Annotated in this window: 13 protein-coding genes; all 13 read left to right on the top strand. The window is 44.6% G+C overall.

Annotated elements, in window-relative coordinates; translation table 11 throughout:
• Position 1 precedes the first annotated feature (1 nt).
• Positions 2 to 406 carry a DUF6262 family protein gene (locus tag L1272_RS13215; protein ID WP_235373611.1) on the top strand — a complete coding sequence of 135 codons (405 nt, stop codon included), beginning with the start codon at positions 2 to 4 and terminating at the stop codon, positions 404 to 406.
• A 38-nt stretch (positions 407 to 444) separates the two neighbouring features.
• Entirely contained in the window at positions 445 to 693 is a 249-nt protein-coding gene (locus L1272_RS13210) for a hypothetical protein (RefSeq protein WP_184426194.1), read from the top strand.
• 92 nt (positions 694 to 785) lie between these two features.
• Positions 786 to 2879: an N-6 DNA methylase gene (locus L1272_RS13205; protein WP_328250340.1), complete on the top strand. Its 2094-nt coding sequence runs from the start codon at positions 786 to 788 to the stop codon at positions 2877 to 2879.
• A 1-nt stretch (position 2880) separates the two neighbouring features.
• Complete coding sequence (locus L1272_RS13200; protein WP_235373609.1) at positions 2881 to 4140, top strand: restriction endonuclease subunit S; 1260 nt, start codon at positions 2881 to 2883, stop codon at positions 4138 to 4140.
• 14 nt (positions 4141 to 4154) lie between these two features.
• Positions 4155 to 7394 (top strand): type I restriction endonuclease subunit R, encoded by a 3240-nt coding sequence (locus L1272_RS13195; protein ID WP_235373608.1) that lies wholly within the window; start codon positions 4155 to 4157, stop codon positions 7392 to 7394.
• Between the two features lie 102 nt (positions 7395 to 7496).
• Positions 7497 to 8351 carry a restriction endonuclease gene (locus L1272_RS13190; protein ID WP_235373607.1) on the top strand — a complete coding sequence of 285 codons (855 nt, stop codon included), beginning with the start codon at positions 7497 to 7499 and terminating at the stop codon, positions 8349 to 8351.
• A 93-nt stretch (positions 8352 to 8444) separates the two neighbouring features.
• Entirely contained in the window at positions 8445 to 8726 is a 282-nt protein-coding gene (locus L1272_RS13185) for an ECs_2282 family putative zinc-binding protein (protein ID WP_001067695.1), read from the top strand.
• Positions 8726 to 9199 (top strand): hypothetical protein, encoded by a 474-nt coding sequence (locus L1272_RS13180; protein ID WP_088585961.1) that lies wholly within the window; start codon positions 8726 to 8728, stop codon positions 9197 to 9199. The genes L1272_RS13185 and L1272_RS13180 overlap by 1 nt, the downstream gene beginning before the upstream one ends.
• 119 nt (positions 9200 to 9318) lie before the next feature.
• Positions 9319 to 11469, top strand: a complete 2151-nt coding sequence (gene mobH / locus L1272_RS13175; RefSeq protein WP_235373606.1) for a MobH family relaxase — start codon at positions 9319 to 9321, stop codon at positions 11467 to 11469.
• A 48-nt stretch (positions 11470 to 11517) separates the two neighbouring features.
• Entirely contained in the window at positions 11518 to 13338 is a 1821-nt protein-coding gene (gene traD / locus L1272_RS13170) for a conjugative transfer system coupling protein TraD (protein WP_235373605.1), read from the top strand.
• Between the two features lie 9 nt (positions 13339 to 13347).
• Positions 13348 to 13908 (top strand): conjugative transfer protein, encoded by a 561-nt coding sequence (locus tag L1272_RS13165; protein WP_235373604.1) that lies wholly within the window; start codon positions 13348 to 13350, stop codon positions 13906 to 13908.
• Positions 13895 to 14530 carry a DUF4400 domain-containing protein gene (locus L1272_RS13160; RefSeq protein WP_175080727.1) on the top strand — a complete coding sequence of 212 codons (636 nt, stop codon included), beginning with the start codon at positions 13895 to 13897 and terminating at the stop codon, positions 14528 to 14530. The genes L1272_RS13165 and L1272_RS13160 overlap by 14 nt, the downstream gene beginning before the upstream one ends.
• A gap of 153 nt (positions 14531 to 14683) precedes the next feature.
• Positions 14684 to 15790 (top strand): Fic family protein, encoded by a 1107-nt coding sequence (locus L1272_RS13155; protein WP_175080743.1) that lies wholly within the window; start codon positions 14684 to 14686, stop codon positions 15788 to 15790.
• Positions 15791 to 15869: the final 79 nt, after the last annotated feature.

The following is a 15869-nucleotide window of genomic DNA, read 5'->3' as shown; positions in this document are numbered from 1 at the left end:
TATGAGCGAATCAGTTGAGATCACAATGGCAGACAAAATTGATACGGCCTTGTCTGAAATGGCAGCAAATAATGAAAAAATCAACGTTAGCCAAGTTGCGAAACGATTAGGAATTTCAAATTCTGCAATCTACAAGTTTAACCCTGAAAAGATCCCAGATATTCAGACTGCGCAAAAGCGTCAGAAACACAAGGCTGAGTCTATTGCTGTTGGTACTGAAAATGAGCAGCTTAAGAAAGAAGTTGAATCGTTAAAAAAATCGAACGTTGATTATAAGGAGCTAGCTGACGATTTGAGAACGCAAAATGAGTCGTTGTGGGAGCATATTCAGCAGGTTTACAACATGTACGATGAAGTATTGGCAGAGCGTAATGGTTTTGCTGAACGGCTAAAACACGGACTCTAAATTTTCATAATTTAATTAACAACCATGAGGTATTTACTATGAGTAAAAACACAAAGAAAACATCCCAAAGCGTGGCATCTAAGGCAGCTAAAACATTAACCGATCCTAATGCCTCTAAGACAGCCAAAAAATTAGCTGGTTCTGCCTTGTCGCAAAAAGGAACTAGTAAGCAAACAGGTGCTGACATGGAAGACTTCGCATCAAAGGTACTACAAAGCGACAAATACAATAAAGATACAAAAGAACTTGCAGGATCAGTGTTATCACAATCCAATAAAAAGCGTTAGAAATAGTAACAAAACTGTATTTTCCCGCCTCAATTTACTCCTGTTTTTAGAGTAAATTCCTCAAAAACTGTTACCACTCTTTAAGTCAATAAATACGGGGTGGTAACAATTTTTCATTTGTCGAAAACGACATTATAATTACGCCGCATGAAGTCTCGGTACTGATGTCGCACATCATCGCCCACGAATTAAAACACAAAGACACCATCGAGATTTACGACCCAACGTCGGGCTCGGGTTCGTTACTGATTAATATTGGTGAAGCGGTCGAAAAATACGCCAAAAGCCGCGACAGCATTACCTATTATGCCCAAGAGTTAAAAGCCAATACCTATAACTTGACCCGTATGAACCTCATCATGCGAGGCATTAAAGCCAGCAACATCAAAACCCGTAACGGTGACACCTTAGAAGACGATTGGCCATACTTTGATGAAAACGATCCGCAAGGTACTTATCATGCGCTGTATGTGGATGCGGTCGTTTCTAACCCGCCTTACTCGCAACCTTGGGACCCAAGTTTTAAAGACAGCGACCCACGTTACTCACGTTTTGGTCTTGCACCTAAAACCAAAGCCGATTTTGCCTTTTTGCTGCACGACCTTTACCACCTAAAACCCGATGGCATTATGACCATTGTCTTGCCCCACGGCGTACTCTTTAGAGGTGGTGAAGAAGGCGAAATTCGCAAGCAACTGATTGAGCAAAACCACATTGATGCCATTATCGGCTTACCAGCTAACATCTTTTTTGGTACTGGTATTCCTACCGTTATTTTGGTGCTCAAGCAGAAGCGTGAAAACAATGACGTATTAATTGTGGATGCCTCCAAGCACTTTGTTAAAGAAGGTAAAAACAATAAACTGCAAGCCAGTGACATCAAGCGCATTGTTGATGCGGTCATTAACCGCGACAGCATCGAAAAATTCTCGCAAGTGGTGAGTAAGCAAACCCTGCGCGACAATGGCTACAACTTAAACATCCCCCGTTATGTCGATTCGTCACCAGCGGCTGAAAGCTGGGATTTACACGCCACTATGCTAGGTGGTATCCCCAATAGCGAAATTGCGCAGTTACACCAATATTGGCAATCATTCCCGCAATTGCATGATGCGCTGTTTGTGGCCAAGTCTGCCGCCTACAGTGAATTAGCCATTGCCAAACGAGACGTTAATGCAACCATTACCCTGCATCCACAAGTCATCGAATTTATCAGTGCTTATAACCAAGCTTTTGCTGGTTTTGATGACTATTTAATCAATACGCTTATTCAAGGCTGGCAAGATGTTAACCGAAATCAGCAAGAGTCTGAATTAAGCGCCGAGTTATTCACACGCTTAAGCAGTGTTGCCCTCATCGACAAGTACCAGGCCTATCAGTTTTTAAACAACCAATGGCAAGTTATCAGTACCGACTTGGAAGTGATGCAAACCGAAGGCTTCGCCGCCACTAAGCAAGTTGACCCCAATATCGTGGTTAAAAAGGTTAAGGGCAAAGACACCGAAGTACAAGATGGCTGGAAAGGCCACATCATGCCATTTGATTTAGTACAACAAACCTACTTGAGCGATGACCTAGCGGCACTGGCAAAACAAGAAAACCGCCTTGTCGAAATCGCCAGCTCGCTGGAAGAAATACTCGAATCACTAAGCGAAGAAGACAAAGAGCAAGACACGGTAAAAGAAAGCAAAGACGGCTTTGCCAATGCCGAAGTCGCCAAGGCGGCGAAAGCTTTCCTAAAAGAGCAAAAAGAGACCAAAACTAAGTTCTCAGCCGACAGCCCTGAGCCAGAGGAAAGTTATAAAGCAAAAATCATTAAAGCCAATAAACTCATCGATGAAGAAAAAGCTCTGAAAAAAGCGGTCAAAGAAGCACAAGTCGCCCTGCACTTAAAAACCAAAACCACCATCGAAGGCTTAACCGATGATCAAGTCAATGAATTGCTGCACTTAAAATGGATCACACCGTTAAGCCAAGAGCTAGCTGCCATGCCAAGCGCCGTGATTACTCAGCTCACCAGCCAAGTGCAAGCCCTTGCCGATAAATACGCGGTGACCTATTCACAAGTGGCGAGTGAAATTAAAACCACCGAGCAAGAGCTGGCCAAAATGATGGGCGAACTTACGGGCAATGAGTTTGATCTTCAGGGCTTGGCTGAACTCACCAACTTATTGAAGGGCGTATAAGATGAGTGTGGAAAATAATGTGCCTGAGATTCGCTTTAAGGGGTTTAGTGATCAGTGGCAAAGTTTGAGTCTGGATAAAATTACCGATGTATATGATGGAACACATCAAACGCCGAAGTATATAAAAAATGGGGTAATGTTTCTCTCTGCTGAGAATATAAGGACATTAACCTCACAAAAATTTATTTCTGAAAAAGATTTCAAAGAAGAGTTTAAAGTCTATCCCCAAAAAAATGATGTTCTAATGACTCGAATAGGAGATGTAGGAACAGCAAACGTTGTGGAAACTGATGATGACAAAGCATATTACGTGACACTGGCGTTATTGAAGTACAAACAACTTAGCCCATATTTCTTGAAAAGTGCTATTGCATCACCGTATGTGCAAAGAGACATTTGGCTTCGTACGCTCCATATTGCATTTCCAAAAAAAATCAATATGAATGAAATTAAGCAGGTTGCTGTTAGCTGCCCAACAGATAAACGGGAGTCTGATCATCTCGGCAACACCTTCCAAAAGCTCGACAACCTAATCAACCAACACCAACAAAAGCATGACAAGCTCAGCAACATAAAAAAAGCCATGCTGGAAAAAATGTTTCCTAAACAAGGCGAAACCATGCCAGAAATCCGGTTTAAAGGGTTTAGTGGGGAGTGGGATGAAATGTCCTTTGGGTCATGCTTTGCCAATGTACCAAACAATACTCTTTCTAGGGCAGAACTAAACTACCAATCTGGAATAGCAAAAAATATTCATTATGGAGACGTATTAATTAAGTTTGGCGAGACTCTGGATGCTGAGAGTGAACTGATACCATTTATTACAAATAATGATGTATCTAATAAACTAAAACATACTGCTTTGCGAGATGGCGATATAGTTATTGCTGATGCGGCCGAGGATAATACTGTAGGCAAATGTTTAGAATTGTTCAATGTAGGTGAGTTTTTGGTTTTTTCTGGATTACACACGATTGCAGTAAGGCCTACATTACCCTTTGCCTCAAAATATCTAGGCTACTATTTGAACTCAGTCTCATACCACGATCAGCTTTTATCTTTAATGCAAGGTACGAAAGTACTATCAATATCAAAAACTGCAATACAGAACACTTATGTAGTATTTCCCAAAACCGAGAAAGAACAAGCTGCAATCGGCAACTATTTCCAAAAACTCGATGCACTAATCAATCAACACCAGCAACAGATCACTAAACTTAATAACATCAAGCAGGCCTGCTTGAGCAAAATGTTTGTTTAGCAGGGAGCACAGTCATGACCACCTTTAAAACCGAAGCGCAATTTGAGCAGGCCTTTATCGAAGTGCTTACCCATAAGGGCTGGGAAAGCGAGATACTTAAAAACAAAACCGAAGCGGACTTACTGCAAAACTGGGCGAACATTTTATTTGAAAACAATCGCCAGCAAGATCGCTTGAACGACGTGCCACTGACGGCAACGGAAATGCAGCAGATTATTGAGCAGATCAAAGAGCTAAAAACACCGCTTAAACTAAATGGGTTAATTAACGGCAAAACGGTAGCCATTAAGCGCGATAACCCCGCCGATGCCTTGCATCTTGGCAAAGAAGTCAGCCTAAAAATCTATGATCGCCAAGAAATTGCTGCTGGTCAAAGCCGTTACCAAATCGTCCAGCAGCCGAAATTTGAACGCGGTAGCCCACTGCGTAATGACAGACGTGGTGATGTGCTGTTACTGATTAACGGTATGCCGGTTATTCATGTGGAGCTAAAGCGCAGCGGCATACCGGTAAGCCAAGCGGTTAACCAAATCGAAAAGTATTCCAAAGAAGGTATTTTTAGTGGCCTATTTTCACTGATCCAAGTGTTTGTCGCTATGGAGCCTAATGAGGCAAAATACTTTGCCAATCCTGGGCTAGATGGCAAATTTAACCCAGACTACCAATTCAATTGGGCCGATTTTAATAACGAGGCCATGAACCATTGGAAAGACATTGCCTCGACGTTGTTATCCATCCCCATGGCGCACCAGTTAATTGGCTTTTACACCGTTGCCGATGATACCGATGGTGTGCTTAAAGTGATGCGTAGTTATCAGTATTACGCCGCCAATGCGATATCGGATAAGGTAGCCAAAACCAACTGGCAACAATTGGGTAGCGCTGCTAATAACCCAGACCGCTTGGGCGGCTATGTGTGGCATACCACGGGTTCAGGCAAAACCATGACCAGCTTTAAATCAGCACAGCTCATTGCCCAATCAAAAGATGCCGATAAAGTCATTTTTTTGATGGATCGCATCGAGCTTGGCACCCAGTCGCTGGCGGAATACCGAAATTTTGCAGGCGATGGTGAAGATGTACAAGCCACCGAAAATACCCATGTATTGGTAACTAAGCTAAAAAGCACGTCCCCAGCCGATACCCTCATTGTTAGCTCTATTCAAAAAATGAGTAATATTTTTGAAGAAGTGGATGATGAGGGCACTGCAACAAACTCGGCAGATATTGAAAAAATCCGCGCTAAACGCTTGGTATTTATTATTGACGAGGCGCACCGTTCAACGTTTGGCGACATGCTGATCATTATTAAACGCACCTTTCCCCGCGCCTTGTTTTTTGGTTTTACTGGCACTCCGATCCAAGAAGAAAATGAAAAAAACGGCAATACTACCAGTACCGTATTTGGCAATGAGTTGCACCGCTACAGCATAGCTGATGGTATTCGCGATGGTAACGTACTCGGCTTTGATCCCTATAAAGTTCCTACTTTTAGGGATGGTGACTTAAGGCAGGCTGTCGCCCTAGAGCAAGCTAAGGCGGGATCTGTAGCGGAAGCAATGGATAATCCTGCCAAAAAGAAAAAATTTAATTATTTTATGAATGAAGTGCCTATGGCTGGCTACAAAGACGCTACAGGTAAATACCACAAAGGTATTGAAGATTACGTACCTAAAAGTCAGTATCTAAGCGAGACTCACCAAGCCAAAGTGGTAGAAGATATTCTGCTCAAATGGGATGTGCTAAGCCAAGGCAATAAGTTTCATGCGATTTTGGCTACTAACAGTATTGCTGAAGCCATTGATTATTACCGTCTGCTAAAGGCTGCTAAGCCTGATTTAAAAGTATCAGCACTGTTTGATCCTAACATTGATAATGACGGCAGTGGCGACCGAGGGCCAACATTTAAAGGTGATGGCTTGGATGAGATTATGCGTGACTATAATGCGCGTTATGGCCACGATTTTGATTTTGCCCGCCATGCAGCATTTAAGAAAGATCTAGCCGCACGCCTTGCTCACAAAAAACCTTATGAGCGTATTCATACCGATCCTACAAAACAGTTGGATTTATTGATTGTTGTAGACCAAATGCTCACCGGTTTTGACTCCAAGTGGCTGAATGTCTTGTATTTAGATAAAGTAATTAAATACCAAAACATCATCCAAGCCTTCTCTCGTACCAATCGATTGTTTGGCCCCGATAAGCCTCATGGTGTTATCCGTTACTATCGTTATCCGCATACGATGGAGCAACATATTAACGATGCGGTAAAACTATACTCTGGCGACAGACCCATAGGGTTATTTGTTGATAGGCTAGAAAGTAACTTAGAAGCAATGAATGAACTATTCAGTGATATTACCGAGTTGTTCATTAGTGCCGGTGTGGCAAATTTTGAAAAACTGCCAGAAGATGTTGAGGCGTGCGCAAAGTTTGCTGAACTATTTAAAGTATTTAACCAGCATCTAGAAGCCGCGAAGGTACAAGGTTTACATTGGGAGCAGTCGGTCTATACATTCACGACGGACGCTTCAACAGGCGAAAATGGCACTGAACATGAGGTTACTCTCGCCATTAATGAACAAACCTACCTGAGCCTTGCGCTGCGTTATAAAGAGCTCGCATCAAAAGGTGATGGTGGTGGTGCGGGTGGCGGCGATGTGCCTTTTGATATTAGTGGCTATTTGACGGAAATTGATACTGGAAAGATTGATGCCGACTATATGAATAGTCGTTTTGATAAATATTTAAAAGAGCTAAATCAGCATAATGATCAAGCCAGCATTGAGCTTACGCTCAACGAACTGCACAAGTCATTCTCTTCACTGACGCAAGCTGAACAAAAATACGCCAAGCTTTTCTTACATGATTTACAGCGTGGCGATGCAAAGTTAATAGAAGGCCATAGTTTCAGAGATTACATCAACACCTACAAAGACAATGCTGAAAATGCCCAGATTAATGCCATTGTTAATGCGTTAGGTCTAGATAAAAGCCAGCTTGTTAGCTTATTAAATGATAGTGTTAATGAGAAAAACCTTAATAATTTCGGTCGATTTGACGCGCTTAAAGACACCGTTGATAAGGTGAAAGCGAAAGCTTATTTTGAAAAATTAGATGGCGTAAGCATTCCACCCTTTAAGCTCAATATTCGCATCGATCAGTTTTTAAAGCAGTTTATTTTTGCTCAAGCAGATGATCTCTTGAATGATGTAGTAGATATGCTTGATGGAGTAATGGAAGAGTCATGAGTAGCCAATCTCACTCGCTTTGCATTGTTAACTTGGTTGAGTCAGCTATCTCAGTGAGAAAGTGGTCGCTGTTTTTACGAAAAAGTTTCCAGGAGGAAAATAATGGTTACATTTGATCAGCTTATGCTCCCGCTAATAAAGGCACTAGTTAACCTTGGCGGCTCAGGCAGTATCGACGAGATATACGAAGAAGTTGTCGAGCTTGAGAAGTTTGATGAGGGTACTTTGGCTGTTCTGCACAACCCCGAAAAAAGTAGCCAAACTGAAGTTGGGTATCGATTAGCTTGGGCTAGAACCTACCTGAAGAAAGCTGGATACCTTGAAAACTCATCTCGTGGCGTTTGGGCACTTACTGATAAAGCCAGACAGGAACCGGCAATTGATAGTAGAGAAATTGTCAACTTTGTTAGAGCTCTGGACCGCAAGCCTGAACAGACTGGTGCTACGACATCTACTCCAGAACTGTCGTCCGATGACTCCCCTGAAGAGGCTATGCTTTGGCGTGAAAAACTGCATCATGTGCTAATTGAAGAAATGAGCCCAGATGCGTTTGAGCGACTAACACAGAGGTTATTGAGAGAATCAGGCTTTATCCATGTTGAAGTGACTGGTCGCACGGGTGATGGTGGTATCGATGGCAAAGGAATTGCGCGAATCAACGGTTTGATGAGCTTTCATATCGCTTTTCAGTGTAAAAAGTACAAAGGTTCCGTTGGGGCTCCCGAGATCCGTGATTTTAGAGGCGCAACCGTTGGTAGAGCTGATCGTGGGATGTTTATCACTACAGGTAGCTTTACAAAAGCTGCCATTGAAGAAGCCAACCGTGATGGCGTTGCTCCGATTGACTTGGTCGATGGTGATCAGTTAGCCGATAAACTCAAGGAACTTAGTTTAGGCGTTAAAACAGAGTTAGTTGAAAAAGTAACAGTTGATCCTAGCTGGTTTTTAGGCCTTTAACTGTTAATCAGCACCAAGAGAACTCCAAAATGCATTTTCTAGTTCTTGAATATATGCGATTAAATACGGCCACTAACATAACGGGAAGCTAGAATGAATCCTGAAAAATACAATAGAAGTATAAGCTTGCTTTGCCCAACTTGTGGCTGCTCAGACTTTTCATACGAAGACGGTTGCGATGAAACAATACAAGTAATGACTTGTGCATCTTGTGACCGAGAGTTCAATAAAGATGAGCTTATTCAAGAGAATAGCGAAAATATTGATGAACACCTTTCTGAAATCAAGGAAGAAGTTTTAAAAGACGTTCAAGACGAACTACGAAAATCTTTGAAAAAGGCTTTTTCTGGTAGCAAGAATATAAGGATTAAGTAATGCCGGTAACTATTGATGCAGGTGATGTGATAGCTGGATTAGCTTTCCTTTTATCTGGCTACGCAACATGGCAAACGGTCAGCTTTAATAAGAGGCAGAAGTCACTTGTCGAAAGCCAGGAAAAGTTAAACACCATTCTCTTGGAAAAAGAAAATGAAGATGCTCTGAAAGGAAAGCAAGCTGACCTTGGTGCATCAATTATAAAACTTGGCAGCAGTAAGTATCGGCTTAAGGTTTGGAATAAAGGTGCTGCTACTGCAAGAAACGTCAGAATTGAGTTCCCCGAAGGTAACGATTTAGTTATTGAATCAGAAGTGACTGACAAATTTCCGATGGAAAGCCTCGAAAAGCATCAAGCCGTTGAGCTAATAGCCGCTGTTCATATGCAAACGAAACGAAAGCATGTTGTTCGGCTAGTTTGGGAAGATGATGCCCAGTCTTACAATGAAAAGCTGTCTTACCCCACACTGTAATGTAACTGTCGGTTTTCTCACTAGAACGAAAACAACTACAGATAAATGCATATTTCTTTCGGCTATCTAACAACTTCAGTTGCTAAAGAGCCTTCACACTATCGTGTCGGAGGTTCACTATGTTCAAAAACCTATTTTTTCAAACCAAAGCACTACCAGAACTCTCATCTCAACTGGATGCGGAAATTCCACGCTACCCGCCATTCCTGAAGGGGTTGCCAGCTGCGTCACCCGAGGATTTGCAGTCCACACAAGACGAGCTAATTGCCAAACTGCGCCAGGTACTTGGCTTTAATCAGCGTGAGTTTCAAAGGCTGATTCAGCCCTGCATTGATCATCTGGCTGCTTATGTTCATTTGTTGCCAGCTTCTGAGCATCATCATCACAGTGGTGCTGGTGGTTTATTACGTCATTCGTTGGAAGTTGCTTTCTGGGCGGCACAAGCTGCTGAAGGGATCATCTTTGTTGCCAGTGGCACACCTGTTGAAAAAAAAGAACTGGAACCAAGGTGGCGTGTTGCGGCGGCATTAGGCGGTTTGTTCCATGATATTGGTAAGCCCGTTTCAGACTTGTCCATTACAGACGAAGATGGACGCTATCAGTGGAACCCTTTTTTAGAAACATTATCTCAGTGGACCAGTAACAACAGCATTGAACGTTATTTTATTCGCTGGCGCGACGGACGCTGCAAGCGGCACGAGCAATTCTCAATTCTGGTGTTAAACCGGGTGATGACACCTGAGTTGCTCGCCTGGTTAACCCAGCCGGGCCCTGATATTTTGCAAGCCATGCTTGAAGCAATTGGCAATACCGATCCCGAGCATGTCCTGTCTAAATTGGTTATTGAAGCCGACCAAACCAGTGTCCAGCGAGACCTGAAAGCTCAACGAATTTCCGTTGACGACAATGCCCTTGGTGTCCCAGTCGAACGCTATCTACTTGATGCCATGAGGCGATTGCTTGCCAGTTCGCAATGGCTGGTTAATCAGCGAGATGCCAGAGTCTGGGTACGAAAATCAAATCAATCAACCAATCTTTACCTGGTCTGGAAAAGCGCGGCTAAGGACATCATTGAGCTGTTGGCCAAAGACAAGATACCTGGCATTCCAAGAGATCCCGATACCCTTGCGGACATCCTCATTGAGCGAGGATTGGCCACGAAATCCGCCTCAAATGAGCGATATGAAAGCCTTGCCCCTGAAGTGCTGATCAAAGACGACAAGCCAATCTGGTTACCCATGCTGTATATATCTGAGGCCGATTTATTGTTCAGCTCGAATGTACCAAGTGGTGTGACACTGTTTAGTAAACCTGAGTGGGAAGCAACACAGCAAACACAAGCAGAGCCTCAGAGTCGTTCCAGTGAGCAGCCAGGCTTGTCTGAAGCGTCATCATCAATCGATCACAGCAGTTCGACTGAGTCGCCATCGACAAAACCGTCCGAACAAGATGATGAACTTCGTCATGCCAGTGATGTTAGTAACCCCCAGGCAACTGAAAATGCTCCAGGTGATGAATGCGAAAAGCCTAACAATTCATATGATGGCGCTATCTCAAATAACGTAAACCAGCACGATACAGAAGCATTGAATCTCCCTGAATCTTTGGCGTGGCTCCCAGAGGCCAGCATTGCGTTGATTATGGCTGGTGAACAGATTCTGATCCGTTATCCCGATGCCGTAAGACATTGGTGTGCTCCCCGAAAACTGCTTGCTGAACTCAGTCGATTAGATTGGCTTGAATTAGATCCCGCAAACCCGACTCGTAAGGCCAGAACTGTGACTACGAATGATGGCGTTCAGGAGCAAGGGTTACTGCTGAAGGTATCGATTTCTAAAAGGCTAATTGCACTGATAGACATCTCCAAACAAGACACAGAACCGGCGACAGCAATTCAGAACGAAGAGGCTTTACAGCGTCCGAGTCGAACTAAGACAACTAATGCCCAAGCAAAAGAGCCCGCCACAAGAGCGGAGCGAAAGCAAAAGCCGATTGCGCCCAATGCGAATTCAAGTACAGACCCCAAACACGCGCAGCGGCAACAGATGGTTAATTTTGTGAAAGATTTGCCCATCTTACTGACCGATGGTGATTACCCAGACGTGGATCATAGTGCCGATGGTATTCGCGTCACGATTCAAACCTTACGCCAAGTCGCCAATGCGCATGGCATTCCAGCCGGACAGCTGCTTCGGGGGATCTCGGCCAGTGACGAATGCCAGTTTGATGAGGGGGAAACGGTTCTGTTTACCGCTCACGCTAAACGTTAATCCATTTGAAATTAAGTGGATTGCAAACGGTTATTTTGCGGAGCATGAATGAAAGAAAACGCATACGAAATGCCCTGGCGCACGAACTATGAGGCCATGGCAGCAGCAGGTTGGCTGGTTGGGGCCTCTGGGGCGATTGCCGCAGAAATGCTGACAGATTTACCGCCCGAACCATTTTGGTGGATGACAGGGATTTCCTCGGGCATGGCGTTGTATCGCCTGCCTGAGGCTTACCGTCTTTATAAGTTGCAGAAGGGGCTAAAAGGCAAACCATTGGCATTTATGGCGCTGTCGCATTTGCAAAAGGTAATGGCAAAACATCCTGATGAATTGTGGTTAGGTTATGGCTTTGAGTGGGACCAACGCCATGCCCAACGCGCTTATGAAATCCTAAAGCGGGATAAGCAAACCTTGCTTAACCAAGGTCACGGCAAACAAATGGGTTCGACCTGGATTCATGGTGTCGAGCCCAAAGAAGAAGATGTGTACCAGCCAGTTGGACACACTGAGGGGCATACCTTAATTGTCGGAACGACCGGTGCCGGAAAAACCCGATGCTTTGATGCGATGATCACCCAGGCCATTTTGCGCAATGAAGCCGTGATTATTATTGACCCTAAGGGAGACAAGGAACTTAAGGATAATGCGCAGCGAGCCTGTATTGCCGCCGGTAGTCCTGAGCGCTTTGTGTATTTTCATCCGGGCTTTCCTGAGCATTCAGTACGTCTTAATCCCTTGAGGAACTTTAACCGGGGTACTGAAATCGCCAGCCGAATTGCGGCCTTAATCCCATCCGAAACGGGTGCTGATCCATTTAAAGCTTTTGGCCAAATGGCACTGAATAACATAGTGCAAGGTCTGTTGCTTACGTCACAGCGTCCTGATCTGAAAACACTGAGACGATTCTTGGAAGGTGGCCCAGAAGGTTTGGTAGTAAAAGCCGTCACAGCCTGGGGGGAGCAGGTGTATCCGAACTTTAGTGTGGAGATTAAGCGCTTTACCGAAAAGGCCAACACCTTGGCTAAACAAGCCATGGCGATGCTGCTGTTCTACTACGAACGCATTCAGCCTGTTGCCGCCAATACCGATTTAGAGGGGCTATTGAGCATGTTTGAGCATGACAGAACCCACTATTCAAAGATGGTGGCCTCATTGATGCCGGTGCTCAATATGCTCACATCAAGTGAACTAGGTCCATTGCTATCACCGATTGCAAACGACGTGGATGACAGCCGGTCAATTACGGATTCTGGCCGTATTATCAACAATGCCCAAGTGGCGTATATCGGCTTGGATTCATTAACCGACGCCATGGTTGGCAGCGCCATTGGTTCGTTGCTTTTATCCGATCTCACCGCCGTGGCCGGTGACCGCTATAACTATGGTGTTGAAAATCGTCCCGTAAATATCTTCATCGATGAGGCGGCTGAAGTCGTCAACGATCCCTTCATTCAACTGCTCAACAAAGGCCGTGGCGCAAAAATGCGTTGTGTGATTGCTACTCAGACCTTTGCTGACTTTGCAGCTCGTACAGGCAGCGAAGCTAAGGCACGTCAGGTGTTAGGTAACATTAACAACTTGATAGCCCTTCGGGTGATGGATGCCGAAACGCAGCAGTACATTACCGACAATCTGCCTAAGACTCGGTTGCAGTACATCATGCAAACTCAAGGTATGTCGTCAAACTCGGACAGCCCCGCGTTATTTACCGGCAATCATGGCGAGCGCTTGATGGAGGAAGAGGGCGATATGTTTCCACCGCAGTTATTAGGCCAGCTCCCGAACCTGGAGTACATCGCCAAGCTTTCAGGTGGCCGCGTGATCAAAGGCCGCATTCCTATTTTAACCAACTCTACACAGGCAGCATAAGGAGTCTGTATGCATCATTCTGTCTGTCTGAAAATGACAACACTTACCAGTAAAGAAATGCTCGCTCAGTGGCAGCAACATAACTCCCAGTTCAAGGAAACCTTAAGACTACTTGAAACCGACTGGCCTCATGCGTTGGCCTCGGTGTATTGCTTGGCGGACTATTTAACGGATGCGCTCACTTTAGATGGCCATTCCATCTTTGATTTGTGTCTGTGTAATGGCTTGGGCAGTTATGAAGAAGTCAGTTGTGATGATGACAGTGTACGCCTTTGGCATTTCATTGAGGCATTGACCTGGACTGCCGCCAGTGCTTTAACGGGGATTCGCCTGCGTGATCCTGACCATTTCGAGTGGGCCGCTGTGGATGGTGTCTATTTCCACACATGGATTCGTAATCGTCCAAATCGAATGGCGTATTTGGCTGAAGGACGCATCGATGTGCGTTATGTCAGTGGTCATACGACGACAAAGCGGCTTCAACAAGTGATTAAAGCCCGGATTATGACGCCAACCGTTGCAGCCATGCTGGCGCGAGTAGAAGAGGATGTTTGGCATGAGCAAGCATAAGTCGGTTTGGCTACTTTGTCTGGCGCTGATGCTGGAGATTATTGCCATTGGCGTGTTAGTGCCCGGTGATTGGACTGGCCGGGTCATTAGTAAAGAGAAGCAGATGATCCAAAACCAATTGGGCGCACAAACAAGCTATTGGATTGGTCAAACTAGCCATAGCTGGTATCAGTCATGGGTTGTGGATACGCAGATGGAGCAAACTGTGCGTGATTTTCTGATCCCCACTGAAGAGCAGCGACTGCGCTCTAAAGGGATGGAGAACATGGGAGGCTTTTGGTTTGTCTGGGTAGAAGACCGTATTCAGGCATTTTTTGATGTGTTGTACCAAGTGTTCACTCGATTTGCTTTGCTGATGGTCTGGTTGCCCTTTGCGCTTATTCTCATGTTACCGGCGCTGTGGGACGGCTTGATGACCTGGAAAATTAAGAAGACAACCTTTGATTTTTCGAGCCCTATCATTCACCGCTACAGCATGATCATCCTGGGCTCAGGCGTCATTTTGCTGTTTATGGGATTGTTTGCCCCGCTGGCTATTCCACCGGTGGTACTACCGTCGATGATCATCGGTTTAGCATTGATGGCAGGGTTGGCGTTAAGTCACTTGCAGAAGAAGATATGAGGCCTAGGTTAATGTCTACTAAGACAGGATGATAACATCGAAAGATGATATGAATATTCGCGTTTTTCACATCATCATTAGATGTGATTGTGAGCCTTATTCAAATCATGCTATGATTTGAATATGCTATTATTTAAATCAAAAGGCGACAAGATGTGGATCTGGCAACAAGCTGACTGGCCAAACTTTATCTGGGATGAAAAGGTTATTGACCCCAAGTTACGAGACATTCGCTTTCACCAAGGAATGTTGTTGGGCAAGATGTCGAGTCAACCTAAAGACCAAAAACAAAGTATGTTAGACACGCTATTGGCGAACATTATTCATTCGAGTGCCATTGAAGGTGAGAAGCTCAATGCTTTTTCTGTTCGCTCGTCGTTGGCTAATAAACTTGGTCTTTCTGAAGAAAAACCATTTCCAACCACTGAACGCACTGATGGCCTTGCAGAAATAATGCTAGATGCGGTGGAGAATTTAGACTCGCCGCTCTCACTTGAGAGAATATTACAATGGCATAAACGACTGTTTCCTGAAGGTTACACCATGTTTAATCCTGTGATAGGGGGGCAGTTACGCGGCGAAGAGCCTATGCAGGTAGTGTCGGGTAGGATTGATAAACCCACGGTGCATTTTGAAGCGCCGAGCCGAGATGTGCTTGAGTCCGAACTAGGCGTGTTTATTCGCTGGTTTAATGACTCTCGTGAGGACCCTGCTTTAGATCCATTGCTTAGAGCGGCGATAACACATCTCTGGTTTGTGACGCTCCATCCTTTGGATGACGGCAATGGTAGGATCACCCGCTTACTCACTGATTTGGCGCTGGCCCAGGCTGAGCGCCAATCTGTCCGTTTCTATGCAATGTCAGTGGCGATTCTAGCCAACCGTAAAAGCTACTACGAAATATTAGAGCAATCCCAGAAAGGTGAACTTGATATTACCGCTTGGCTTATGTGGTTTTTAAACACCTTAGGTGAAACATTCACCAATGTGCTCGAAGAAATCGACCAAACGGTTTTTAAAACAAACTTCTGGCGAAATGTCGATCAAACGCGACTGTCCTCGGAACAAGTAAAAGTGCTCAATCGAATGCTTGATGGAGATTTTGACCAAGGCATTAATACGTCGCAATACCATAAAGTGGCGAAAGTGAGTAAACCAACCGCATCTCGTCATTTAGCTGCGTTGGTCGAGCTTGGTTGCTTGGTAAAAAGTGAAGCCGGGGGGCGGAGCACTCGGTATAAACTGGCGCACGTGAGTTAAAAACACGAACATTGAGAGAATTACGCCAATATAACTAGCGACAATTTCAACTAGCTTAAGGTTTGCGTGTTCGAGCGAT

This window comes from Pseudoalteromonas sp. PAST1, assembly GCF_021532515.1.
In the GTDB taxonomy this organism is placed as follows: Bacteria; Pseudomonadota; Gammaproteobacteria; order Enterobacterales; family Alteromonadaceae; genus Pseudoalteromonas; species Pseudoalteromonas simplex.
Note: the sequence above shows the minus strand (reverse complement) of the source record. Positions and strands in the feature narration are given on the sequence as shown.

Excerpts from the sequence above, each read along its gene's own strand:
- L1272_RS13215 (WP_235373611.1), top strand. The coding sequence starts at position 2 with ATGAGCGAATCAGTTGAGATCACAATGGCAGACAAAATTGATACGGCC.
- L1272_RS13210 (WP_184426194.1), top strand. The coding sequence starts at position 445 with ATGAGTAAAAACACAAAGAAAACATCCCAAAGCGTGGCATCTAAGGCA.
- L1272_RS13200 (WP_235373609.1), top strand. The coding sequence starts at position 2,881 with ATGAGTGTGGAAAATAATGTGCCTGAGATTCGCTTTAAGGGGTTTAGT.
- L1272_RS13195 (WP_235373608.1), top strand. The coding sequence starts at position 4,155 with ATGACCACCTTTAAAACCGAAGCGCAATTTGAGCAGGCCTTTATCGAA.
- L1272_RS13190 (WP_235373607.1), top strand. The coding sequence starts at position 7,497 with ATGGTTACATTTGATCAGCTTATGCTCCCGCTAATAAAGGCACTAGTT.
- L1272_RS13185 (WP_001067695.1), top strand. The coding sequence starts at position 8,445 with ATGAATCCTGAAAAATACAATAGAAGTATAAGCTTGCTTTGCCCAACT.
- L1272_RS13180 (WP_088585961.1), top strand. The coding sequence starts at position 8,726 with ATGCCGGTAACTATTGATGCAGGTGATGTGATAGCTGGATTAGCTTTC.
- mobH (WP_235373606.1), top strand. The coding sequence starts at position 9,319 with ATGTTCAAAAACCTATTTTTTCAAACCAAAGCACTACCAGAACTCTCA.
- traD (WP_235373605.1), top strand. The coding sequence starts at position 11,518 with ATGAAAGAAAACGCATACGAAATGCCCTGGCGCACGAACTATGAGGCC.
- L1272_RS13165 (WP_235373604.1), top strand. The coding sequence starts at position 13,348 with ATGCATCATTCTGTCTGTCTGAAAATGACAACACTTACCAGTAAAGAA.
- L1272_RS13160 (WP_175080727.1), top strand. The coding sequence starts at position 13,895 with ATGAGCAAGCATAAGTCGGTTTGGCTACTTTGTCTGGCGCTGATGCTG.
- L1272_RS13155 (WP_175080743.1), top strand. The coding sequence starts at position 14,684 with ATGTGGATCTGGCAACAAGCTGACTGGCCAAACTTTATCTGGGATGAA.